The sequence below is a fragment of the Syntrophales bacterium genome, from assembly GCA_030018935.1.
Classification (GTDB): Bacteria; Desulfobacterota; Syntrophia; order Syntrophales; family CG2-30-49-12; genus CG2-30-49-12.
In genome coordinates this window covers 1-21,275 of record JASEGZ010000037.1, presented here as the reverse complement: position 1 = coordinate 21,275, position 21,275 = coordinate 1, and the positions used below count along the sequence as shown (strand labels likewise).

Annotated in this window: 25 protein-coding genes; 23 read left to right on the top strand and 2 right to left on the bottom strand. The window is 50.0% G+C overall.

Features of this window, described 5'->3' with window-relative positions:
• Window positions 1-106: 106 nt before the first annotated feature.
• From QMD03_07640 to QMD03_07565, 16 genes are all read left to right on the top strand, one after another.
• Entirely contained in the window at window positions 107-433 is a 327-nt protein-coding gene (locus tag QMD03_07640; protein ID MDI6777095.1) for a nucleotidyltransferase domain-containing protein, read from the top strand.
• Window positions 426-824 (top strand): HEPN domain-containing protein, encoded by a 399-nt coding sequence (locus tag QMD03_07635; GenBank protein MDI6777094.1) that lies wholly within the window; start codon window positions 426-428, stop codon window positions 822-824. Before QMD03_07640 ends, QMD03_07635 begins: the two co-directional genes overlap by 8 nt.
• Window positions 825-1,107: 283 nt before the next feature.
• Window positions 1,108-1,671: a hypothetical protein gene (locus QMD03_07630; protein ID MDI6777093.1), complete on the top strand. Its 564-nt coding sequence runs from the start codon at window positions 1,108-1,110 to the stop codon at window positions 1,669-1,671.
• Between the two features lie 10 nt (window positions 1,672-1,681).
• On the top strand, window positions 1,682-2,665 hold the full coding sequence (locus tag QMD03_07625; GenBank protein MDI6777092.1) for a 4Fe-4S dicluster domain-containing protein: 984 nt from the start codon (window positions 1,682-1,684) through the stop codon (window positions 2,663-2,665).
• Window positions 2,666-2,733: 68 nt separating this feature from the next.
• The gene (locus tag QMD03_07620) at window positions 2,734-3,618 is read left to right on the top strand and encodes a NapC/NirT family cytochrome c (protein MDI6777091.1); all 885 of its coding nucleotides are present in this window, start codon (window positions 2,734-2,736) and stop codon (window positions 3,616-3,618) included.
• Window positions 3,619-3,662: 44 nt separating this feature from the next.
• Complete coding sequence (locus tag QMD03_07615) at window positions 3,663-4,133, top strand: 4Fe-4S dicluster domain-containing protein (protein MDI6777090.1); 471 nt, start codon at window positions 3,663-3,665, stop codon at window positions 4,131-4,133.
• Between the two features lie 20 nt (window positions 4,134-4,153).
• A complete protein-coding gene (locus QMD03_07610; GenBank protein ID MDI6777089.1) occupies window positions 4,154-4,930 on the top strand; it encodes a 4Fe-4S dicluster domain-containing protein in 777 nt (258 codons plus the stop codon).
• 35 nt (window positions 4,931-4,965) lie between these two features.
• On the top strand, window positions 4,966-6,636 hold the full coding sequence (locus QMD03_07605) for an FAD-binding protein (protein MDI6777088.1): 1,671 nt from the start codon (window positions 4,966-4,968) through the stop codon (window positions 6,634-6,636).
• Between the two features lie 98 nt (window positions 6,637-6,734).
• Window positions 6,735-7,253: a cytochrome c3 family protein gene (locus tag QMD03_07600; GenBank protein ID MDI6777087.1), complete on the top strand. Its 519-nt coding sequence runs from the start codon at window positions 6,735-6,737 to the stop codon at window positions 7,251-7,253.
• Window positions 7,254-7,913: a 4Fe-4S dicluster domain-containing protein gene (locus QMD03_07595; GenBank protein ID MDI6777086.1), complete on the top strand. Its 660-nt coding sequence runs from the start codon at window positions 7,254-7,256 to the stop codon at window positions 7,911-7,913.
• Window positions 7,914-7,922: 9 nt separating this feature from the next.
• The gene (gene nrfD, locus QMD03_07590) at window positions 7,923-8,813 is read left to right on the top strand and encodes a polysulfide reductase NrfD (GenBank protein MDI6777085.1); all 891 of its coding nucleotides are present in this window, start codon (window positions 7,923-7,925) and stop codon (window positions 8,811-8,813) included.
• A gap of 25 nt (window positions 8,814-8,838) precedes the next feature.
• Window positions 8,839-11,736 carry a molybdopterin-dependent oxidoreductase gene (locus tag QMD03_07585; protein MDI6777084.1) on the top strand — a complete coding sequence of 966 codons (2,898 nt, stop codon included), beginning with the start codon at window positions 8,839-8,841 and terminating at the stop codon, window positions 11,734-11,736.
• A gap of 396 nt (window positions 11,737-12,132) precedes the next feature.
• A complete protein-coding gene (larE, locus tag QMD03_07580; protein ID MDI6777083.1) occupies window positions 12,133-12,954 on the top strand; it encodes an ATP-dependent sacrificial sulfur transferase LarE in 822 nt (273 codons plus the stop codon).
• Complete coding sequence (larB, locus tag QMD03_07575; GenBank protein ID MDI6777082.1) at window positions 12,951-13,712, top strand: nickel pincer cofactor biosynthesis protein LarB; 762 nt, start codon at window positions 12,951-12,953, stop codon at window positions 13,710-13,712. The genes larE and larB overlap by 4 nt, the downstream gene beginning before the upstream one ends.
• The gene (larC, locus tag QMD03_07570; protein ID MDI6777081.1) at window positions 13,709-14,920 is read left to right on the top strand and encodes a nickel pincer cofactor biosynthesis protein LarC; all 1,212 of its coding nucleotides are present in this window, start codon (window positions 13,709-13,711) and stop codon (window positions 14,918-14,920) included. The genes larB and larC overlap by 4 nt, the downstream gene beginning before the upstream one ends.
• Window positions 14,921-15,026: 106 nt before the next feature.
• Entirely contained in the window at window positions 15,027-15,170 is a 144-nt protein-coding gene (locus QMD03_07565) for an NAD-dependent epimerase/dehydratase family protein (protein ID MDI6777080.1), read from the top strand.
• A gap of 17 nt (window positions 15,171-15,187) precedes the next feature.
• Here the strand turns inward: QMD03_07565 and QMD03_07560 are convergent, their stop codons facing one another.
• Window positions 15,188-16,810 (bottom strand): hypothetical protein, encoded by a 1,623-nt coding sequence (locus QMD03_07560; protein ID MDI6777079.1) that lies wholly within the window; start codon window positions 16,808-16,810, stop codon window positions 15,188-15,190.
• 104 nt (window positions 16,811-16,914) lie between these two features.
• Here QMD03_07560 and QMD03_07555 point away from each other — a divergent pair, with 104 nt between their 5' ends.
• A complete protein-coding gene (locus QMD03_07555) occupies window positions 16,915-17,910 on the top strand; it encodes a GDP-mannose 4,6-dehydratase (GenBank protein ID MDI6777078.1) in 996 nt (331 codons plus the stop codon).
• Here the strand turns inward: QMD03_07555 and QMD03_07550 are convergent.
• Complete coding sequence (locus tag QMD03_07550; GenBank protein ID MDI6777077.1) at window positions 17,858-18,133, bottom strand: hypothetical protein; 276 nt, start codon at window positions 18,131-18,133, stop codon at window positions 17,858-17,860. The two genes, QMD03_07555 and QMD03_07550, sit on opposite strands and share 53 nt — an antisense overlap.
• 347 nt (window positions 18,134-18,480) lie before the next feature.
• Here QMD03_07550 and QMD03_07545 point away from each other — a divergent pair, with 347 nt between their 5' ends.
• The 6 genes from QMD03_07545 to QMD03_07520 all read left to right on the top strand — a co-directional run.
• A complete protein-coding gene (locus QMD03_07545) occupies window positions 18,481-18,696 on the top strand; it encodes a hypothetical protein (GenBank protein ID MDI6777076.1) in 216 nt (71 codons plus the stop codon).
• Window positions 18,689-18,958: a type II toxin-antitoxin system mRNA interferase toxin, RelE/StbE family gene (locus tag QMD03_07540; protein MDI6777075.1), complete on the top strand. Its 270-nt coding sequence runs from the start codon at window positions 18,689-18,691 to the stop codon at window positions 18,956-18,958. Before QMD03_07545 ends, QMD03_07540 begins: the two co-directional genes overlap by 8 nt.
• A gap of 76 nt (window positions 18,959-19,034) precedes the next feature.
• On the top strand, window positions 19,035-20,012 hold the full coding sequence (locus QMD03_07535) for a nucleotide sugar dehydrogenase (GenBank protein ID MDI6777074.1): 978 nt from the start codon (window positions 19,035-19,037) through the stop codon (window positions 20,010-20,012).
• On the top strand, window positions 19,972-20,316 hold the full coding sequence (locus QMD03_07530; GenBank protein MDI6777073.1) for a UDP binding domain-containing protein: 345 nt from the start codon (window positions 19,972-19,974) through the stop codon (window positions 20,314-20,316). The genes QMD03_07535 and QMD03_07530 overlap by 41 nt, the downstream gene beginning before the upstream one ends.
• A gap of 144 nt (window positions 20,317-20,460) precedes the next feature.
• Window positions 20,461-20,613: a hypothetical protein gene (locus QMD03_07525; GenBank protein MDI6777072.1), complete on the top strand. Its 153-nt coding sequence runs from the start codon at window positions 20,461-20,463 to the stop codon at window positions 20,611-20,613.
• A gap of 334 nt (window positions 20,614-20,947) precedes the next feature.
• Window positions 20,948-21,275 (top strand): hypothetical protein (locus tag QMD03_07520; GenBank protein MDI6777071.1); only part of this gene is annotated, 328 nt, incomplete at its 3' end.

Sequence of the window (21,275 nt, the reverse complement as noted above, 5' to 3'; positions counted from 1 at the left end):
ATGTCGGAAACTCTCTACCTAAGGTTGCGTGCGCCTGTGCTCTACTCGACCGAAACGGCGGCTTAAAATTGAGATAGAAATTACTGGAGAGAGGAAAGATAAGGCGATGGATATGAACAAGACTCGCCATATGATAGAAGAGATTCTGGAGAAGATTATCACCGAATATGCTCCTCAGAAGATTATTCTCTTCGGTTCCTATGCTTATGGGTACCCCGATGAGGAGAGCGATGTTGATCTGCTCATTATCAAGGATACCGAGAAGCGTCCAATCGAAAGGTGGATGGAGATCAAACGACTCCTGAGAGACCGTAATCGCATAACGTCTGTTTCCCCTCTTGTCTACACTCCTAAAGAACTCGAGGAGAGGCTTGCCATTGGGGACTTTTTCATCCAAGAGGTGTTGGGAAGAGGGGAAGTGCTTTATGGATGAAGAGTTGAAGCAAGCGGTTATGGAATGGTTTGAGCGAGGCGATCATGATATTGAAACTGCTCAGTTGCTCTATGACGAGCAGGGATACACTGATGTGATTGCCTATCACATCCAGCAGGCCATCGAAAAGTATCTGAAAGGGTATTTGGTCCTCAAAGGACAACGCCCACCGTGGGTTCATGAGTTGGATACCCTACTTAACCTCGCATCCAAGGTAGAACCCGGCTTGTATTCACCCTACATTGATCTCTGTGAAAAAGCCACCAGATACTATCTTGAGGAGCGCTATCCTCCAGGACCAATGCTCGACTACACTCGCGAGGAGTTGAGGACAGATATTGACTTGGTATGGCAATTGGTAGGGGTGATCCGGGGAAAAGCAGGTTTGTAGGAGCATGTTGGAGGAATACTAACACGCCGCCGTATCGCCTAACAACGTGTTTGCGGTTCACTTCGTTTACCCAAACGTTTTCGGCACTTCGCAAACACGCAAAACGTTGTGTGAAATTGCGCCAGTGAAAACTGTTTTCTCTGAAATTGGTAGAATAGTTCCAGAAACAGGTAATCCTAAAATCCGAGAGTTGTTGATATATTCCAATCGGCTTATTTATGAAATATTTCCGCCAGGAACGATGTGAAATTTAACCCCCTTCTTTTGCTTTTGCTGAGGAGAGATGACAGACCAGGATAAAGATCAGAAAGACAAAACTGAGAAGAAGCGCCAGAGGGACGATTCAGCCCAACCGGTAGTTCTCCCCGGTATTCACCGGTACCAGTTTTTTTCCAACCTGAAAGACCGGGCGCTGACGAAAAACCTCAATCGTCTCACGATGTTCGGTATCATTACCACCCTGGGGGTGGATATTATAAAACCCCTCTTTAGAGGGTTGACCCAGACGATCTACTGTTATGAGTGCCGGGCCTGTTATGCAACCCAGGATAATTGCCCTGTCGGTATCCCCTTTCAGGCGGAACTTGTCATTGCGTCGCGGGTTTGCGACTACCGGCGGTTTATAAATAACGGCGGCTTAAAGTGTGTGAGATGTGGAAACTGCACCAGCTTTTGTGTCCAGTATATTGAGCTTCAAGAGGTCTTCGGGCAGATGCAGACGATTACCATGGAGGCCGTCAGGAAGGGAAAGGTGCCGGAGACAGTCCTTGTCAAGGCCATGGAAGAGGGGCTTGTGGGAAGGGATTTCATCGCCGATGTGGCAGACGTTTTGGGAAAGGGAACTTAGGTAAGGAAATATGCCGGTATCAAGGGGGACAAGACTTGCAATCCTGACTGTTGTGGCCGCCGTGGTCCTTCCCGGGGCCAGATTAATCCTGGGGACCATGCTCTTCGTTGTCCTGCTGGTTAAATTTTACAGGCTCAGGCGTTGGGAAGGCAAGCCTTACTTTAAATATCTTCTCCTTCTTCTTGTCTTTATCGTCATCGGTTATACCTATGCAGCCATCAAAGTCAGGCAGGTCAATGAGTATCGTCTCACCCATAAACCTGTCGGCGAGATGATGTCGCAGGTGGCCGATGGGATATATGAGGGGAAGGGGAAGGGTTACCGGGCGCCTATAGAGGTGCGGGTCGCCGTGAACGACCACAGGATAAAGGATATAGAGATAATAAGTTACCGGGACCTCGCGGCGGTAAGGGCAACTACCGTAACGCAACTGCGTGAAAAGATACTGGAAAAGGGAAGGATAGACGGGATTGCGGTAGAGCCGGATCTTCTCAGGGGGGCTGTTTATACCTCTTACGGCTTTATCTCCGCCATAGAAGATGCGCTGGTAAAGGGTATTAAGGATTACCCCAGGGCCGGTTTATTCTCCACCACCTTCCTTAATGTGGTAATAGGCGCCCCTCCGGACAGGTTCACCATCAACGCCCTGGCCATTATATTTGCCGTCTTTCTGGTCTTCGACTATGCCCTGCAATCGGTTCTTACCAGGGATACCGGTCAGACCCTCACCTGCTATAACTGTGCCACCTGTGTGGGCGCCTGTCCCGTAAAGATGGTAGAAGGGTACCAGTTTCCCATGGATCTGGTTCTGGCGGCAAGGTTAGGAGACTACGAAACGGTGGAGAGGCTTTCCAAATACTGTGTCGGATGCGGCAAGTGCGCGGCAAAGTGTCCGGCGGGGAATTCAGGTCCCAGCATAATATCCGCTTCGATCAGGGCCAATAGAAGGGTGAAGGCGGCAGAAGAGATGAGGGTGAAGGCGGCCCTGGGATAACAGACTTTATCCGCCCCCGGAGAGAATTTTCTGAATGGAAGGCGCGTAAGAAGGAGTGAAACTGAGGTTTGGGAAAATCCGTTCGTTTAGTTATCCTTGTAATAGTGGTATTGATCGCGGTACTTGTTGCGGCGACAGGGATGGACTATAGTATTCGTTCCAACTCCTGTGAGTTGTGTCACCGCAAGGAGGCCGGGTATTCACGATGGCTGATAACGCAAAAGGGTAAACACGGTTTTTCTCATGACCAGGTTGCCTGTGCGGACTGCCACTTTGAGGGGGCCTCTAAGGGGCTGCTGTCCGCAAAAATCAAGGGGGTGGGACACGTCATCGGGAATATTGTGCCCCTGATAGATCCGAGAGAAGAGCCGGTAAAACCGGTAGTGGAAAAGATACCTGCCGAAAACTGCCGGTACTGCCACCGTTCCTTTGATAAAATTGATGCCATGGACAGAGGTGACCTGCCTGTGAGTCTCAAAGAGATAGGGTTGGCCATGGGGCACAGGAAACATTACGAGACAGCCAACAACGAGTGTGCGACCTGCCATGTAAGATCCAAGATGAAAGAGGGAAAGCTCCAGGCGGACGAGGGTGTAAACTACAGAGAGTACAGTCACATGACCTGTGACAGTTGTCATAGATACGTTGCCCATGCATACAAAAAGTTCGAGGATATAACCTCCTCCAATATCTCCTATGATAAAGCCGTCCAGAGGGCATGGGCGGACCTTAATAAAAATACGAGGTGGAAAGTGGCTATCCCCTCTGAGGAGAGTTGCCGGAGGTGTCATCAGGGGAAGTTCCATTTTCAAAAAATGATCTTCTTGGCCGACAGGATAAGGGATAATAATTACACAAACTGTTTGCGATGCCATCCTTCCATGACGCCAGAATTTTTCAACAGTTACAAACAGTCTGTGGAGTCAAAGGGTCAGAAATTTACAGCTCCTTGACTGATATCAGCGGCAAGAGTCTAATTTTTTAGGGGGTGAGTTCAATGCCTACCGTTGTTAAAAGAGAAGAGTTGAAAACGAGAAGGATTCTGAACACCATACTGGATATGAAGTATCCTCCCGTTGCCCGGTGCCGGTTGCTATCCAGGGGGGTGGAGCCATATCACAGGCTGTACCTTTTTAGTGAGGATGTCGTGGGGGATAAGGGATGTCTCGCCTGTGGAAACTGTGTGGATTCATGTCCTGTCTTGAGAAAAGAATCGGAAAGGCTGATAAAAACTGAGCAGAGGACATCATTTGCCTTGGAGTCTACGGTAGGGGAGGACTGTGAGCAGTGCTATTCTTGTGTCCTGGCCTGTCCCCAGGTAGATACCAACATCAAGGACTATATAGTGGATGAGAAGGTGGTGGATGTTATCCCCCAGGTAAAAAGGATTACCGCCCTGGACAATTATTTTATGGTTATTGCCGCCTTGGTATTCGGCATTGTTATCGGGGCATTCCTGGCCTGGTAAAGCATGAGGAGGGAGAAAATATGGAATCAGTTGATAAGAATCAGAAAAAAAATGCGACGGAAGAACAAAACATAGAGGAAGTTCCCAGGGTTCCTATCTTTATTATGGGCAAGAGGTACGATGTGCCCGAAACCCTGACCATCCAGAAGGCAATGGAGTATGCGGGTTATCAGCTTATCAGGGGGTGCGGGTGCCGGGGTGGTATCTGTGGGGCCTGTGGAACGGTCTACAGATTGCCGTCAAGTCCTAAAATTGAGATCGGGCTTGCCTGTCAGACCCTGGTAAAGCCCAACATGTATCTTACCCAGATCCCCTTCTTCCCGGCAAACAGGGCCGTTTACAATATAGAAGAGATTCAGCCTGTAGTGGATGAGATCGTAAGACTGTATCCGGAGATCTTAAAGTGCATGGGATGTAATACCTGCACTAAATCGTGTCCCATGGATATCGAGGTAATGGAGTACATCTCCGCGGCGTTGAGGGGCGATATTGCAAAGGCCGCAGAGATTTCCTTTGACTGCGTCATGTGCGGATTGTGTACCGCGAGATGTCCCGCCGAGCTTTCCCAGTACAATATCGGTATCCTTTGCCGGAGATTGTTTGCCAAATATCTGGTGCCTAAGTCTAGTCATCTGGCCAAAAGGGTGGAAGAGATCAAGGCGGGAAAGTTCAAAAACATGCTTGCCGAATTGAAAGGGATGGACAAAGAAACCTTGATGAAGGTTTATTCAGAACGGGAGATTGAACCTGATCTGTCTCCCGAGTACTGGGAACCGGCGGACAAGAGCCATCTGTAGACTGGGCACACCTTAAAAAAGGAAAAGGAGACGCTATGCCATATCCACCAGAATTGAAGAGACTGATCAAGATTGTGGAAAAGACAAGACCGAGAAGGGTTGAACAGAAAAAGATGGGCCAAGAATTCCCTGCTCTGTCCCTGGCGGAGAGGGAGGAGAGGTTGAAATACCATCCGGACTACAGGGAAGATGCAAGAAGGCCAATCAGGATAGGCCCCAGTAAAGGGTATGCCGTATCCACCGAGATGGTTGACCTCCTTGAGTCGAAGAGCAGGGTTGACCCGGACAGGGTTGATCTTTCTACAATAGATTACGAAACCGACGTTCTCGTCATCGGTGGAGGGGGAACCGGTACAGCAGCAGCCCTTTTAGCTCAGGAGCAGGGGGCAAAGGTTATTATCACTACGAAGCTGCGACACGGGGACGCCAACACCATGATGGCAGAGGGCGGTATCCAGGCGGCAACCCAGGGCTGGAAGGATTCACCGTACTACCACTACGTGGACGCCCTCGGGGGAGGACACTTTGTGAATATCCCGGAGTTAGTGGAGACCCTCGTGACAGAAGCCCCTATCGTTATCAAATGGCTCGAGGACCTGGGAACGATGCTGTCAAAATTACCCGATGGCACGCTCCGACCCATCCATGGGGGAGGGACATCGAGAAAACGGATGCACTCTGCGGGTGATATAACCGGGGCCGAGATCATGCGGACGATCAGGGATGAGGCGAGAAATCGTGTCCAGGACATAAAAGTGCTGGAGTTCTCTCCCGTAGTGGAACTGATCCTGAATGAACACGGCCATTGTGCGGGAGCGATACTCTACAATATGGAGACGGAAGAATACCATCTCGTCAAGGCAAAAGCCGTCGTCTTGGCAACGGGCGGTTACGGGAGATTACATATCGGAGGATTCTTGACCACCAATCATTACGGCGCCACTGCCGATGGACTCGTCCTGGGTTACAGGATCGGCGTTAAACTCGCCTTCCTGCACACGGTACAGTACCATCCTACCGGGGTGGTATTTCCCGAACAGGCGGAAGGTATTCTGATCACCGAGAAGTTTCGCGGGTCAGGGGCCAATGTCTTGAATATCGAGGGGGAACAGTTTGTCTATGAAAGGGAACCACGGGATGTGGAATCGGCCTCCTTCATCCGGGAATGCACCGATGTAGGAAAGGGGATTCCTACACCAACGGGAAAGGTTGGCGTCTGGCTGGATTCCCCGATGATAGACCTTCTGTCCGGGGAAGGAACAGTATTAAGGGAATTTCCCGGCAAATACATACTCTTCAAGAGATATGACATTGACATTACCAAAGAGCCAATGCTCGTCTATCCGACCCTTCATTATCAAAACGGGGGGTTGGAGTACACGGCAACATGTGAAACCACTGTCCCCGGATTCTTCTGCGCGGGAGAGGTGACAGGAGGGGTCCATGGAGAAAACCGCCTCATGGGCAATTCTCTTCTCGATGTCCTGGTTTTCGGGAGGATCGCCGGGAGAAGCGCCGCTATCTATGCAAAGGAGAAGGCAAGGGAGGGAAGGTTGACTCTGGATCACGTAAGGACATATCACAGGGAACTGGAGAAGGCTGGTATTATCACCGACAGGATTTCGCCCATGCTTCTTCCCGATTACAGTAACCCGGAGGTGAGGAAGAGACAATGGACATCCCATTACCAGGGAACACTTCTCTAAGGCGACGCGAAGCATCGCCTGTCGTAGGTCATAAGTCGTAAGTCAAAGCATAAGATTCGAGGACAGACGACGTAAGACAGACGACATACGACTATCTTATGAAAGAACAAAAGAAAAAGAAGATAGACTACCGTCAATTGATCAGCCTGATTAAAGGTCTCCTCTCTGACAAAGTCCTGGGACGTAAATTGGGCTTTGGATTGATTGGTATCCTCGTCATAGGCATGTTTGCCTCTTTCCTGGCATTATCGAGGACCGTCGGCGGTGGAGATATTAAATATACGGCAAAGGGCTCCCCCGGCCCTGTAACCTTCAGCCATCTTTCCCACACAAAGGGCAAAAAGGCAAAGTATCAGTGTGAAGACTGCCATGAGAATCCTTTCAACACGGAGGCTCACTCTGGATTTATTATCCAGTTGTTTAAGGACTCAGACAGGGTGGTAAGGATAGGTAGGGAAAGTCATCGTGTCATGATGGCGCCTGCCGGCATGGACGGGGAGGCAGGTAAAATAATAGAAGTTGAAAGGGCAGAGAGACTCTGTGCAAGTGGCGAATGCCATAACGGCAGGGAATCTTTCAGTAAATTGGAATGTCTTAAGTGTCACCAGAGGCGATAATTGGGAAAGAAGACGAAAAAATGGGGGATGGTGATAGACCAGCGTAAATGCGTGGGTTGCCATACATGCACCGTAGCCTGTAAGAGTGAAAATAATGTCCCCCTCGGCTACTGGCGTTCATGGATGAAAGGTATCCAGAAGGGGACGTATCCGAATGTGAAGAACTTCTTTTTGAGGAGGCTCTGCAACCATTGCGATAATCCGCCCTGCGTGGATGTGTGTCCTGTTCAGGCAACTGTCAAGAGAGCCGATGGTTTAGTCACGATGTACTACGGCAAATGTATCGGCTGCGGGATGTGTATTGCGGCCTGTCCCTACGATGCAAGATTCTTCAATCCCGTCAGACGCACGGCGGATAAATGCAGCTTCTGCGCCCACAGGATAGACGCAAACCTGCTCCCCGCATGTGTAACATCCTGCATCGGTAGAGCCATTACCTTCGGCGACTTAAACGACCCGAAAAGCGAGGTAGCAAAGTTAATTGCCGCAAATGCCACCGTGGTAATCAAGCCGGAACTGGGAACTCTTCCCAAGGTTTTCTACATCGCCCCGGATAAGGACTTGCTGGGGCGGATAAAGCTCTCCGAAAGTTACCCTGAGGCAATCGAGGAATACGAGAAGACGATCACCGGTAAGCTTTCTGATTACTGGAAGAGATAAGAGGTTACCTTGGACTTGAGTGTTTTATATAACGTTCCCCACGAGATCCCTTGGAAGGTTTACATACCGCTTTACTTTTACTTCACCGGTTTGTCCGCCGGTTCCTTTATCCTCTCCTCCCTCTCCACGGTCTTCGGGATAAAGAAGTACAAACCTCTCGCCCTTCCGGCGGCGATAATATCCTTTATCCTGCTATTGGTGGCGCCCGTATGCCTGATACTTGACCTTCAGCAACCCCTGAGATTCTGGCATACACTGGCGCCTTCCTTCTTCAACCCCAAGTCCGTTCTCTCCTATGGTTCCTGGTTGCTTACCCTCTACCCCATCGCCAATATGATTTACATCTGGTTCATCTTTGCGAAGGATGACAGGATGATGAAGGTATTGGGGACAATTACCGTGCCCTTGGCCATATTTGTCCATGCCTATACAGGTTTCGCTTTCGCCGTGGTCAGGGCCAGGACCTGGTGGCATTCAGCCTTAATGCCGGGATATTTCCTGACCTCCGCAATTCTGTCGGGTGTTGCCCTCCTGGTGATTGTTGCCTTCGTGATGGATAAGTTCTCGGAGAAGAAACTGAGTGAGGAGGTCTTTTCCGACCTGTACAATATGATGATTGTCATCATCCTCGTTGACCTCTTCTGGGTGATGTCCTTCTGGTTTACCTTGCTACTTTCAAATGCCGATGGATTTGCCTCCATTATTACCGCCCTTCATGAACCCCTGTACGTGTGGGGGGAAATCGTCATGGGGATGCTGGTTCCGCTGTTTCTCCTGATTTTCCCCCCGACCAGGCGAAGCAGGGCATGGGTCAGCCTGAGCGCCATCCTGGTCGTCGTCGGCGTGTTCATTATGAGATATTCTTTAGTGTTTATAGGATTTGCGGTACCTTTAAGTTAAGCGGAGTCATGATAAGGAAAGAGAGATGAAGATAACCAGGCGTGAGTTCATCAGGACAGCGACGATCTTAGGTGGGAGCGCCTATCTCAGCGGATGCCATCTGTTGAAGTCGGAAGAAGTGCCCTTGGATATCATGGGGGCAGCCGCATCTGATCCTCTCGAAACCACCCTGGGGATAGAAAGTATCTACAGCGTCTGCCAGATGTGCGAGGGTAACTGCGGGCTCAGGGCAAGGATCAGAGAAGGTGTTCTGGTCAAGCTCGACGGAAATCCCTACCATCCAAATTCCATGGAACCTCATATTTTCTATAGTACAGGCGCCAAAGATGCCCTCAGATATACCGGTTCCCTTTGCGTAAAGGGCCAGGCGGGCATCCAGACAATATACGACCCGTACCGTATCAAAGCGCCTCTAAAGAGGATAGGCGAGAGGGGATCCGGCAAGTGGAAGACGATAAGCTGGGATGAGGCCATTACGGAGATTGCAGAGGGGGGAAACATCTTCGGAGAGGGAAAGGTAGAAGGTCTTAGAGGGATCAGGGATACGGAAACCCCGATAGATAGAAATGCGCCGGAGTTGGGTGCCAGGGCGAATCAATTTGTCTTTTTGAGCGGAAGACTGGAGTTGGGAAGCAGGATGTTTATCTCCAGATTTATGAATGCCTATGGTTCCGTAAATGGGGGGATAGATGATACCAGTATCAGGGAGTCAAGCCACCGGATGGGGTTCAAATTGACCTTTGATGAAAACCACGATCATTTAAAGCCCGATATACTCAACACAAGTTTTCTCGTTCTCTTCGGCTCCTCACCTCTGGATTCCGGTGTTCCTCTCCAGACCGTCGCCCGGAAGCTGATGAAGGCAAAGGTTGGCGCCGAGGGGGGATCAGAAGCCCTGCAGGAGGCAGGATACGAAGAAAAGTTTAAGGGTAAGTACAAAACTTTTAAGTGGGTGGTGGTGGATCCGATCTTGTCGAATTCCGCTTCCCTGGCCGACCAGTGGATACCTGTAAAGCCGGGTACCGATGCCGCCCTTGCCTTGGGGATGATGCGATGGATCATGGAGAATAAGGCCTATGATCTCAAATTTTTGGAGAATACCTCCCAAAAGGCGGCACAGAGGGATGGAGAGGAAAGCTGGACCAATGCCGCCTGCCTCGTCCGTATGGACAATGGAGAGCTACTGAAGAGAGGCGGCAAGCCCTGCGTCTGGTCGGGGGGAAGGGCGGAGTTGGCCGACAACGCCCTGCACGGTGAATTAGAGGTGGAGGCGAAGGTAAACAATATCCCCTGCAAGTCTGTTTTTCAACTCTTGAAAGAGAGGGTCTATCAGAGGGACATAAAAGAATATGCCCGGATATGCGGTATTGAATCTTCTGTCATAGAGAAATTGGCCGAGGAGTTTGTCTCGTACGGCAAGAGGGCGGTTGCCGATTTCTATGGCGGGGCGGTTCAGCACGCAAATGGCGCCTATACCGCGCGGACGATCATTGCTCTCAACCTCCTTGTGGGAAACATAGATAAAAAGGGGGGTCTCATCATCGGGGGAGGCGCATGGGGGGAATCTCTCGACACACAGGAGGGCCTGTATGCGCTAAAAACCGTCAACGATAATGTTAAACCCTCGGGGATCAGGATTGACAGGGCCGGGCACAGATATGAAGACACAAGAGAATTCAGGGAAAAGGGATATCCGTCAAAGAGGCCGTGGTTTCCTCTTGTCCCTGACTGGGGAGTATTCCAAGAGGTAATCCCCGGTATCGCCGAGGGGTATCCCTACCCCATCAAGGCGTTACTGTTGTACAGGGCCAACCCCTCCTACTCGGTCCCCGCAATGAGAGATATCGTCAGCGACACACTCCGGGACACCAAAAAGGTTCCCCTTCTCATCGCGATAGACTCCGAGATCACGGAAACAAATCTTTATGCAGACTACATCCTGCCCGATACAACTTACTTAGAGAGATGGGACATCTGCAGCGTGCCGCCGGTCGTTGCTACCAGGACGATAGGGATAAGGCAGCCTGTCGTGGGGAATATTGACCAAAAGACAGGCGGGTACAAACCGGTTATCCCGACCACCATGACGATGGAGGATATCCTGATCAGAATAGCAGGGAAGTTGGGCCTTCCCGGCTTCGGGAATAATGCCTTCGGCAGCGGGCAACCGTTAAGTACGGCCTGGGATTTCTATAAAAGGGCGATTGCCGGCATGGTCGGGGGCGAGGCGGGACAGGATGTGCCGGGGCTTACGGAAGATGAGAAGGTGCAGTATGCCCTTGTCAGGGGGGGAAGATTTGAGGCCTACGATATGGCCTATCAGGGAGACCGTCCCCGCCGTGTGTACGGCGGCCTCTGTCAGCTCTATAACGAAGAGCTATCCATGACAAGGGACTCGATGACAGGGAAACCCTACGATGGACTTCCTAAATATGAGCCTATCACGGATAGCGCGGGTAACGAGCTGAGAGACGATTCTTATCCCTTCCAGTTAGTAACTTACAGATTCGCCTTCCATTCCGAAATGAGGACTGCCGCCAACAGGTGGCTCCTCGAGATCCTGCCGGAGAATTACATCCTTATAAACCCCCGTGACGCCCGTCCCCTCGGGATAAAGAACGGCGATAAGGTAAAGATAACATCGCCCAATGCAGCAAAAGGGATAGAGGGAAAGGCCGCGGTAAGGGAAGGTATCAGACCGGGTGTGGTAGGGATTCCCCATGGTTTTGCGAGATGGGGTCTGGGAGCAAAGCCGGTAGAGATAGACGGGAAAAATATGGGAAACGATCCCACCAGGGGTGCAGGAATTCCTCTCACCCCGCTGCTGAGGCTCGACCCCTTCCTGAAAAATGTCTGCCTGGAAGACAAGATCGGGGCAAACGCTTCCTTTAACGATACGAGGGTGAAGGTAGTAAAGATTTAACGAAGCCCTTAGCTTGAAAATAGACTACCCTTTCTCCATTACGATATACGACCCAGATCATTCCGCGCCCACCACCTCTCGCTTGAGGAACAGCAAGGGAGAGGTGGTGGCTAAAGACGGTCTCAACGCCTGCCGGAAAATCAGTAGTTCGGTTTTGGGTATGTTCTTGACAATCCGAAATTCCCCATATATTCTGCAACCGATAAAAAAACTATATCACTGGCCATTAGCAGGCATTGTGCAAATATTTTTCCGGGAAATCGGATGTATGGTCAAGCCAAATGATGAGTTGTGCCTGTGAAAAAAACCATTTGGGCATCAGCCCGTGAAGACCTGCCCCCCAGTTCTTACCCATTAAACATGAAGCCAGTTACAAGGGGTTGATCAACAATAACAATGGAGCGAGAAGCTAAGCGGAAAAAGCTGCGCGGAATCTTGGAGGAGATGGATAATGTCATAGTTGCCTTTTCCGGCGGGGTGGACAGCGCCTTTCTGCTCAAGATGGCGGTGGATGTCATAGGCAAGAGCAAAGTGCTGGCCGTGACGGCCCTGTCGCCTACCTATCCTGCATGGGAACGGGAGGAATCCCGTGGACTGGCCCGCGCCCTCGGGGCAAGGCAGATATTCATTGCCACGGAAGAACTGGACAAGGATGATTTTGCCGCTAACCCGCCGGAGCGCTGCTATTTCTGCAAGCAGGAATTGTTTTCCCGGCTACTGGAGATTTTAGCAAAAGAGGGGGCAAATTATATCCTCGACGGAACGAATTGCGATGATTTAGGCGATTTTCGTCCCGGCAGGAAAGCGGCAGAGGAACTTGGGGTGCGCAGTCCCCTCCTGGAGGCCGGTATGATTAAAGAGGATATACGTTTTTTTTCCCGGGAGATGGGACTTTCTACGTGGAACAAGCCGGCCTGCACCTGTCTCAGCTCCCGTTTCCCCTACGGGACAAGGATAACAAGGGAGAAACTGGCTCAGGTAGAGCGGGGGGAGGATTACCTCCGTTCCCTCGGCTTCGGGCAATTCCGTCTGCGCCACCACGGGGCGATGGCATGCATCGAGATAAATCGGGAACAGTTCCCGACGATGATGGAAAAGGCGGAGGAAGTGGTGGGCGAACTCAAGGCTGCCGGGTTCACTTATGTGGCAATGGATCTGGAAGGCTACCGGACAGGAAGCATGAACGAGACCCTTCCGGTCAGGGGGCAGGCGTCATGAACGAAAAGCGCTTGCGTGAGATTCTCCTCGGTATCAGGGAAAAGAGGCTAAATATAGACGAGGCAGTGGAAGGGTTGAAACAACTGCCTTTTTATGATCTGGGTTTTGCCAAGATCGATTCCCATCGCGAGCTCCGGCAAGGTTTTCCTGAAGTTGTCTATTGCGCGGGAAAAACGACGGAGCAGGTTGTGACCATTGTCCGGGATCTGGCGGAGAAGACGGATCACAACATCCTGGCGACGAGGGCCGTCCGGGAAGTTTACGAAGCCGTGGCTGCGGAAGTCGCCGGCGCCGAATACCACGATATTGCCCGGTTTATTATTATAAGGCGCGGCAGTCAGGAAAAACGTGGATGTATCGTGGTGCTTAGTGCGGGCACGTCGGATATGCCGGTGGCGGAAGAAGCGGCCCTTACGGCAGAGGCGATGGGTAACAAGGTGGAACGTGTCTATGATGTAGGCGTGGCTGGCATTCATCGGCTTTTTAATTACCGGGACAAGTTGCTTGCCGCGCGTGTTCTGATTGCCGTTGCCGGTATGGAAGGCGCACTGCCCAGCGTGGTGAGCGGCCTTGTGGATAAACCGGTGATCGCCGTGCCGACGAGCGTTGGTTACGGCGCCAGTTTCGGAGGATTAGCCGCACTGCTTGCCATGTTGAACAGTTGTGCCAGCGGTGTATCTGTAGTCAATATTGACAACGGTTTCGGGGCCGGTTATCAGGCCAGCCTTATCAACAGCCTGGGGGATAGCCCGGTATGAAAATCGCCTATTTTCACTGTTTTGCCGGTGCCGCCGGCAATATGATCCTGGGTGCTCTGCTGGATGCGGGTCTTTCCTTAGAAAAACTCCAGGCGGATCTGGAAAAGCTTCCTTTCAAGGGTTTCCGTCTGGAGATGGGGCGGGTGTCAAAACATGGCATCTACGGTACAAAATTAAAGGTCATTGTTGAAGATAACAAGACCCACCGCCGCCTCAAAGATATAAAAGCCATCATTTCCGGAAGCGCTTTGCCGGAAGCTATCCGGGAAAAGAGTATCCGGATTTTTACCCGTCTGGCGGAGGCGGAGGCAAAGGTGCACGGTATAACTGCCGATGAAATCATCTTCCACGAAGTGGGGGCGACGGATGCCATCGTAGACGTGGTGGGTGCCGCCATAGGGCTCTGGCGGTTGGGGATCGAGGAAGCTTACGCATCGCCAGTAAATGTGGGAAGTGGGCTTGCCCAATCCGCGCACGGAGTGATACCTGTACCGGGTCCCGCAACGATGGAACTGCTCCAGGGTGTGCCCGTGTACTCGCAGGGCGTGGAAAAGGAACTCACAACCCCCACGGGGGCGGCAATTCTTACCACCTGCTGCAGCGCCTTCGGGGATATACCGCCCATGCGCGTCATCGTCAGCGGTTACGGTGCCGGTGACCATGATCTTGCCATTCCCAACCTGCTGCGTGTGACCATAGGGGAAAAACTGTCCGGGAACAGCCCTGCCGCCGGCGCTATGACCGAGGGCGGTTATCATCAGGCGCCCGCTCTGATGTTGGAGGCCAACATCGATGACATGAATCCGGAGTTTTACGATTACCTGATTTCCGAATTGCTTGAGGCCGGCGCCATGGATGTTTTTCTGCAGACGATCCAGATGAAGAAAAACCGTCCGGCGGTAACTTTATGCGTCCTCATCGGACCTGAGGACCTGGATAAGTTCGGCAAGCGTATATTTGCCGAAACCACCACCCTCGGTTTCAGGGTTTATCCCGTAACCAAGTACATGCTGCCCTATGAAACAATTGCCCTAAAAACCAGCCTGGGGCATGCGAGGGTTAAGATCGTCCGCCGGCAGGGGAAGATTTGCAACGTGGCCCCCGAATACGAAGACTGCCGCAAGCTGGCAAGAGAAAACAAAATACCCCTGAAAGAAGTTTACGATCGCATCAAATGTGAAACCCACCTTCTGTGCCAATATAAGTGAGACACTTTCCCCCTTAGAATTTAGAGTATATCATTGAGGGCGGGAAGGAGAAAATATGATGAAAAAGAAGGAACCGATGTTGGTTCATTAAAAAACAAGAAATACCATGAAACTTTTTATCACCGGCGGCGCCGGATACATCGGTAGTCATGTTGTTAAAGCTCTGGGAGAGAAGGAACACGAGATTATCGTATACGATAATCTTTCCACTGGTCATGATTGGGCTATGCTTTTCCCTTCAAAAACGTGAGAAAAATTCTCGTTTTTTCATGCTTGGGGAATGATGGCAAGTTGTTGAGTTAATTTAGATAATCCTTGCTGGATGGAGTCATAGGCTTCTTCGATTTGTGAGGGTTGCGCAGCGAGTTGGAGGACGTCATTTTTTATTGTCCTTGAAATCATTGGGTTTTTGAAGAAGTTGCCGGAGCAAATTTGCAGCCAGAGATAGGAGAACCCCTTTTGAGTAACCACGTAGAATGATTGATTATCGTGTTTTTTCAGTACGCCCCTTGCCTTCAATTTGTTCATCTCATAGCGGATTTGTGCAGGATTTTGGAAATGGCCGGAGAGGTTTTTGAGCAGATCAGCCGTCTTGAAGCCGTCGACTTGGTACTTGGGTTTGAGCAGCTCTTTGGCCAGAGCTGTTTGGCGGTCCTTTCTGAAATCAGGGGCGCTGACGCGACGTCCCGCCGGGTTGGTCACGGGCTTGGTGAAGATGTCGCATTCCTGCTCGGAGATGGACGAGACGTCCACATCGGCGCAGCAGTCCAGAAAACGGTTGTTGCATTCGACACCCTTCCACAGACAGGCATGGAGAAAGAGGACAGGCTTTTGCAGCCCCAGCGATTTGGGGTGGTTGATGGTGGTTTCCGTGCGGATGAAAAAACCGGTTTTGTTGTACTGCTTGATGGAGTTGCCTCGGAACCAGTGTTTGATGCAGGCGTTATTGTCATAGAATCTCCAGAAGGTCTTGGATATGGTCCCCCAATGGGGTCGCCTGCTGAATATCTGGGCGATGCTTTCGGGCAATCCGAGGCGTTGGAACTTATCCAGGATCCTTTCAAAGAGACTGGTGCAAAAGCGCGCAGATCGAAACACGATATTGGAGGAGATTTCCACCTGGGAGAGATACCATTCATGTTGCAGATACCGGGAGCAGGTAGAATATTTCCCTTTGTCGAACTTGAAGAAGAGGTTCATCCAGTGGGTGACTCTGTTGAGAACCGCTCTGCCATGTAGTGACTCCACAGCCTTGCGGATGGCTTCCGGATCGTCTACATCCACGAAAGCATTGTCATGGCGGCGGTAATGAACGCCCTGCTTGTCCAGTTGGACCTCAATAGCGTTGTGGCCGTTGAAATAGAATTCGCACCGGAAGGGCAGATACGATGAGATTTTCAGATAGCACGGCCCTCCCAGAAGCTGGTCGTGGAAGTAGATGTAGTACTGCTTCACCGGTTTGCGGCAATCGTAGAGTTTTTCGTATTTCTTGCTGTTTTGGGAGGTGAGTTCCCGGCATGCAAAGGTTCTTACCGGTTCTTTATCCGTCAGGATACAATACAGGCGATCACCTTTGCCGACATCATGCCGGGCGTATTTCTCCTGGACAAACTTCTGTTTGGCCCCGTCTTTCCCACCGCCCATGGAAGGCCACCAGTGAATGGGAATCTCCTTCGCCTGGGCGACCTTCAGAATATGGGCGTTCAACTGATCGGTCAAGATGCGCATGACGCCATTGGAGAGTTTCCTGAATCCCATCGCCCTGAGGAACTTGACCACGCCGCCTGGAAAGAACAGCCACAGGATGTATCCCCGCAGGATGACACGATCGAAGCAACTGTATTTGAACTTGATATTCTGGGAGAATTGGTGCATAAAGGAATTCTTCATGGGCAGTGTCCTTTCTATAGGGCTTTTCTTAGCAGAACATCCTAATATAGGACTGCCCGTGAAAAATCAATCATATGCAGGCTGCGCAGGTCATGAGGATAACCTTGGCTACTTACCTTGTTACCGGGTGTGCTGGATTCATAGGTTGGAAGGTTAGCGAGTTCTTACTGGCCGATGGCCACACCGTGGTGGGCGTGGACAACCTCAACGATGCCTATGATGTGCGCCTCAAGCAGTGGCGCCTGGATCAAATCAAGGACTACCCAAACTTCACCTTCCACTGCCTGGACATCACCGACCGGGAAGGGCTGCGGACATCATTCAATCAGCAATCCGAGATCCAAGATCCGAAATTTGATGCCGTCATCAACCTCGCCGCTCGTGCTGGTGTCCGTCAGTCCGTCGAGAATCCCTGGGTCTACTTCGAAACCAACACCACCGGCACGCTGAACCTGCTGGAGCTGTGCCGGGAGTTCGGGGTGAAGAAGTTTGTGCTGGCCTCTACATCCAGCCTCTATGGGGCAAATAATCCCCGGCCCTTCCGTGAGGATGACAACACCAACAGCCCCCTTTCACCCTACGCGGCCTCGAAGAAGGCGGCCGAGGCACTGTGTTACACCTATCACTACTTGTATGACATTGACGTGACGGTGCTGCGTTATTTCACCGTCTATGGCCCAGCGGGGCGACCGGACATGAGTCTGTTTCGTTTCGTGCAGTGGATCAGCGAGGGATGGCCGGTAGTTGTGTACGGTGACGGCAGGCAGTCTCGGGACTTCACGTATGTAAACGACATTGCCCGGGGGACACTGGCGGCACTGAAGCCGATGGGATACGAGGTGATCAACCTGGGCTCTGATGAACCCATCGAGCTGAATGACGCCATCCGATTAGTTGAGGAGTTGGTAGAGAAGAAGGCAAACATCGAATACGAGCCCCGCCACCCGGCTGATGTGATGGCAACGTGGGCAGACATCGGGAAAGCGGAGCGATTACTTGGATGGCGGCCACAGACGCGGCTTTTAGAGGAAGGTGTAACTCAGTCGGTTAGTTGGAACCAGGAGAACCGGACGTGGGCAAAAGACGTGTCAACAAGGTAAATTTACAACCATAGGAACCATTGCGATGATTCACTCCCCCACCAGTCCGAAGATAAGGCTCTCTCCCCAGAAAATGGGTCAGCTCCACATTCATCATCGCCGTCAGGTAATTCCCGACGATTTCTCTAATATCCAACCGTATCATCTCAAAAAGTTGCTCCGGTCGCTCCTGAATCCCCTTGGAAATTTCCGCAATCTCAGTTACCGAAATCTCCAGTTTCATGGCGCTTTCTCCTTTCATCTATGGCTTTTGGTTAAAACCCTTGTGAAGGAAAAGCGCTTTTTTTCTACCTTTTTCCCTATATCAATTTTACACAAGATATTTTACACTACCACCGATTTAAAGAAAAGATGGAAAATGTTTTGGGACGGAGATTTGATATCAAAAAGGCAGGTAGAAAACCTAAATTGTGAACCCGTCTCCGATTTACGTCCCGTACGTGCTATGAAGAAAGAGCAAAAGGGCGAGATAAATGGCTGTCCCCATTTTTTGTGTCTTGACACCGTTTGTTCCCCCTGTAAAGAAGTTTTAAATAACTAAACAAACATATTATACGAGGAGGTTATGAAATGGGTTCCGCAACAATTAATAAATTAATAGAGGACTTTAGCTATCTGAAACTCGATGATAAAGAGTATGCAATTGAAATTATAGAGAAACAACTAATAGAGGCTAAGAGAGACGCTATCGCAAAAAGGGCTAAAGAGGCAATGGCTGACTTAAGGAAAGGAGTGGTAAAAAAAGGAACTGTAAAAGAACTTTATAAGGATCTGGAAATTGATTAAAGTAACCTGGGATCAGGGCTTCAAGAAGATATATCAGAAGAAAGTAAAGAACAACGATGAACTTAAAAAGAAATTCTGGAAAGCAATGGAATTGTTTTCGGAAAATCCTTTTAATCCACATTTAAGAACACATAAATTAACTGGAAAACTTGAGGGCCTCTGGGCATTCAGTGTGACATACGACTGTCGGGTAAGCTTTAGTTTTTTGAGTAAAAGTGAAGTCCTGTTAATAGATATTGGCGGTCATGACGAAGTTTACTAAACAGCTGGTTAGCCTGCCAGCCTGCTCGCTTTCCAGCTTGATAGCTTGCAGGCTTGCCAGCCCAAAAGGAAAATTTATGGAATTACTTGAAAAGATTAAATCAAAAAAGGCTAATATAGGTGTTATTGGGGTTGGTTATGTGGGATTACCATTGGTTATAGAGTTCTTAAAGGCAGGTTTTCGGGTAGCTGGATTTGATGTAGATGATGAAAAGGTCAGGTTATTAAGGGAGGGTAAAAGCTATATAAAGCATATCAGTTCTTCAACGCTCACCTCTCACCGTTCACTGTTTACACCGACAACCGACTTTAGTTACCTCTCGGCCATGGAGTGCATAATCATCTGTGTTCCGACGCCACTCAATAAGAATCGTGAACCAGATATGTCCTATGTGTTCAATACCACTAAAACCATTGCCCAACACCTCCGTAAAGGTCAATTAATTGTTCTTGAATCCACCACTTATCCAGGAACAACAGATGAAGACATAAGGGAGATACTTGAGGGAACAGGGCTAAAGGCGGGAGAGGATTTCTATCTCGCCTACTCACCTGAAAGGGAAGACCCTGCCAATAAGGATTATACGGCGAGAACAATTCCAAAAGTTGTTGGTGGCTATACAGAAAGATGTCTTTCCGTTGCAAGAGCCCTCTATGATTCTATAGTGGTTAAGACAATACCTGTTTCATCGACAAAGGTCGCAGAGGCAACAAAGCTCCTTGAGAATATCTATAGGGTAGTAAACATTGCCCTTGTAAACGAGCTTAAAATGCTCTGCGAGAGGATGAAAATCGATATCTGGGAGGTTATAGAGGCAGCAGCTACAAAGCTTTTTGGTTTTCAGGCATTCTATCCTGGCCCTGGGCTTGGAGGACACTGTATCCCCATTGACCCATTCTATCTTACATGGAAGGCAAGAGAATATGACTTTTCAACCAAATTTATAGAACTTGCAGGTGAGATAAACACCAACATGCCCTATTATGTAGTTCAGAAGACCATAGAGGCCTTAAATGAAAGGGGCAAGGGTCTTAATCCTTGGTCTTGCGTATAAAAGGGATGTAGATGACCCGAGAGAATCCCCTTCTTTCAGATTGATAGAGCTTTTGGAGGAAAAGGGGGCGATAGTTGATTACAATGACCCTTACATACCAAAGGCCCCAAAGATGAGGAGACATAAGATTGAAAAAGAGTCTATCTATTTAACAAAAGAAAACCTGTCAAAATATGACTGTGTTTTGATAGCTACCGACCATTCAAGCTATGATCCAGACTTTATTGTCAGGCATTCAAAGTTGATTATAGATACGAGAAATCTAATCAAGGAAAGGGATAATTCTAAGGTTCAGAGGGCATAGAAGGTCTCATGCAGAGAAGAGAAACCGTAAGATTTCTTGAAAATCCAGAGGAAACCTTGTGCAAGTCCCCCACAACTTCACATAATATGGGGTTCCCCATATTATCCCGCAAGAATAGTGGGGCCCTGCGGCTAATGGTCGGTAATGACGGAGATAGAGGTCCAGGGGCAGCCGGCGGTAGCCCTGTTCGACACTGGAACACTTTACTCCTATGCCCGTGAGACCTTGGCCGGAGATACCCCTAAGGATAGAGGTTCCTGTCCCTCCTCGCGTCGCTTTGGGTGGGTGGGAGGGTGATTGAGATCCGAGAACTTCGTTTCGTCAAAGGGAGAACCGAAGGATTGGACTTTGTCACTGAGGTAGTTCCAGTGGATGAGTTAGGTACGGCCGACGGCCAAGAGCTTGGAAGGGTTATGGCGTCGGGAGTTCACCGAGTTCTAGGAGGCCCCATGCCATTTCGGTTCAAGGGACTCAGCCGAAGAGGTAGGGACGTAGGAAAAATAGGGATTGGGCAAGGTAAACGGTATCTGTCCCCAGTCCCAGTCGTCTCCAGTCCCCCATTTTTGTCGAAGAAAGAATGAGGAGATTTAATTGCAACTTGGCATAAAATTAAACTTATGGAGTGAAGAACATGAAATACAAGCTTCTAAAAAGGGTAGGACTGCTTACCTCTCTCCTTTTTGCCGGTAGTTTACTGGTTGGCTATGGGATCTCAACAGGACAGGAAAGTGATAGGGATAAGGAGCGGGCTTTGAGGTATTATTTAGGGACTCGTATCGGTGGACAATTAGACCGCAGAGCTCTATCTCCTGAGGAGAGAGCAAGGGGTGGGGTTACAGGGCTTAAAGAGGGGGAAGAGATTCCATCAAGGAAAGATATAGATGTTAACTACAGTTTTATTAATAGAGGTAATTGCAAAACTCGAAATTTAGTTGAATTTTGCAATCAATGGTATGAAC

Bases quoted from the DNA above. Each gene is read 5' to 3' on its own strand.
- QMD03_07640 (MDI6777095.1), top strand. From the start codon at position 107: ATGGATATGAACAAGACTCGCCATATGATAGAAGAGATTCTGGAGAAG.
- QMD03_07635 (MDI6777094.1), top strand. From the start codon at position 426: ATGGATGAAGAGTTGAAGCAAGCGGTTATGGAATGGTTTGAGCGAGGC.
- QMD03_07630 (MDI6777093.1), top strand. From the start codon at position 1,108: ATGACAGACCAGGATAAAGATCAGAAAGACAAAACTGAGAAGAAGCGC.
- QMD03_07625 (MDI6777092.1), top strand. From the start codon at position 1,682: ATGCCGGTATCAAGGGGGACAAGACTTGCAATCCTGACTGTTGTGGCC.
- QMD03_07615 (MDI6777090.1), top strand. From the start codon at position 3,663: ATGCCTACCGTTGTTAAAAGAGAAGAGTTGAAAACGAGAAGGATTCTG.
- QMD03_07610 (MDI6777089.1), top strand. From the start codon at position 4,154: ATGGAATCAGTTGATAAGAATCAGAAAAAAAATGCGACGGAAGAACAA.
- QMD03_07605 (MDI6777088.1), top strand. From the start codon at position 4,966: ATGCCATATCCACCAGAATTGAAGAGACTGATCAAGATTGTGGAAAAG.
- QMD03_07600 (MDI6777087.1), top strand. From the start codon at position 6,735: ATGAAAGAACAAAAGAAAAAGAAGATAGACTACCGTCAATTGATCAGC.
- QMD03_07585 (MDI6777084.1), top strand. From the start codon at position 8,839: ATGAAGATAACCAGGCGTGAGTTCATCAGGACAGCGACGATCTTAGGT.
- larE (MDI6777083.1), top strand. From the start codon at position 12,133: ATGGAGCGAGAAGCTAAGCGGAAAAAGCTGCGCGGAATCTTGGAGGAG.
- larB (MDI6777082.1), top strand. From the start codon at position 12,951: ATGAACGAAAAGCGCTTGCGTGAGATTCTCCTCGGTATCAGGGAAAAG.
- larC (MDI6777081.1), top strand. From the start codon at position 13,709: ATGAAAATCGCCTATTTTCACTGTTTTGCCGGTGCCGCCGGCAATATG.
- QMD03_07565 (MDI6777080.1), top strand. From the start codon at position 15,027: ATGAAACTTTTTATCACCGGCGGCGCCGGATACATCGGTAGTCATGTT.
- QMD03_07560 (MDI6777079.1), bottom strand. From the start codon at position 16,810: ATGAAGAATTCCTTTATGCACCAATTCTCCCAGAATATCAAGTTCAAA.
- QMD03_07550 (MDI6777077.1), bottom strand. From the start codon at position 18,133: ATGAAACTGGAGATTTCGGTAACTGAGATTGCGGAAATTTCCAAGGGG.
- QMD03_07545 (MDI6777076.1), top strand. From the start codon at position 18,481: ATGGGTTCCGCAACAATTAATAAATTAATAGAGGACTTTAGCTATCTG.
- QMD03_07535 (MDI6777074.1), top strand. From the start codon at position 19,035: ATGGAATTACTTGAAAAGATTAAATCAAAAAAGGCTAATATAGGTGTT.
- QMD03_07530 (MDI6777073.1), top strand. From the start codon at position 19,972: ATGAAAGGGGCAAGGGTCTTAATCCTTGGTCTTGCGTATAAAAGGGAT.
- QMD03_07525 (MDI6777072.1), top strand. From the start codon at position 20,461: ATGACGGAGATAGAGGTCCAGGGGCAGCCGGCGGTAGCCCTGTTCGAC.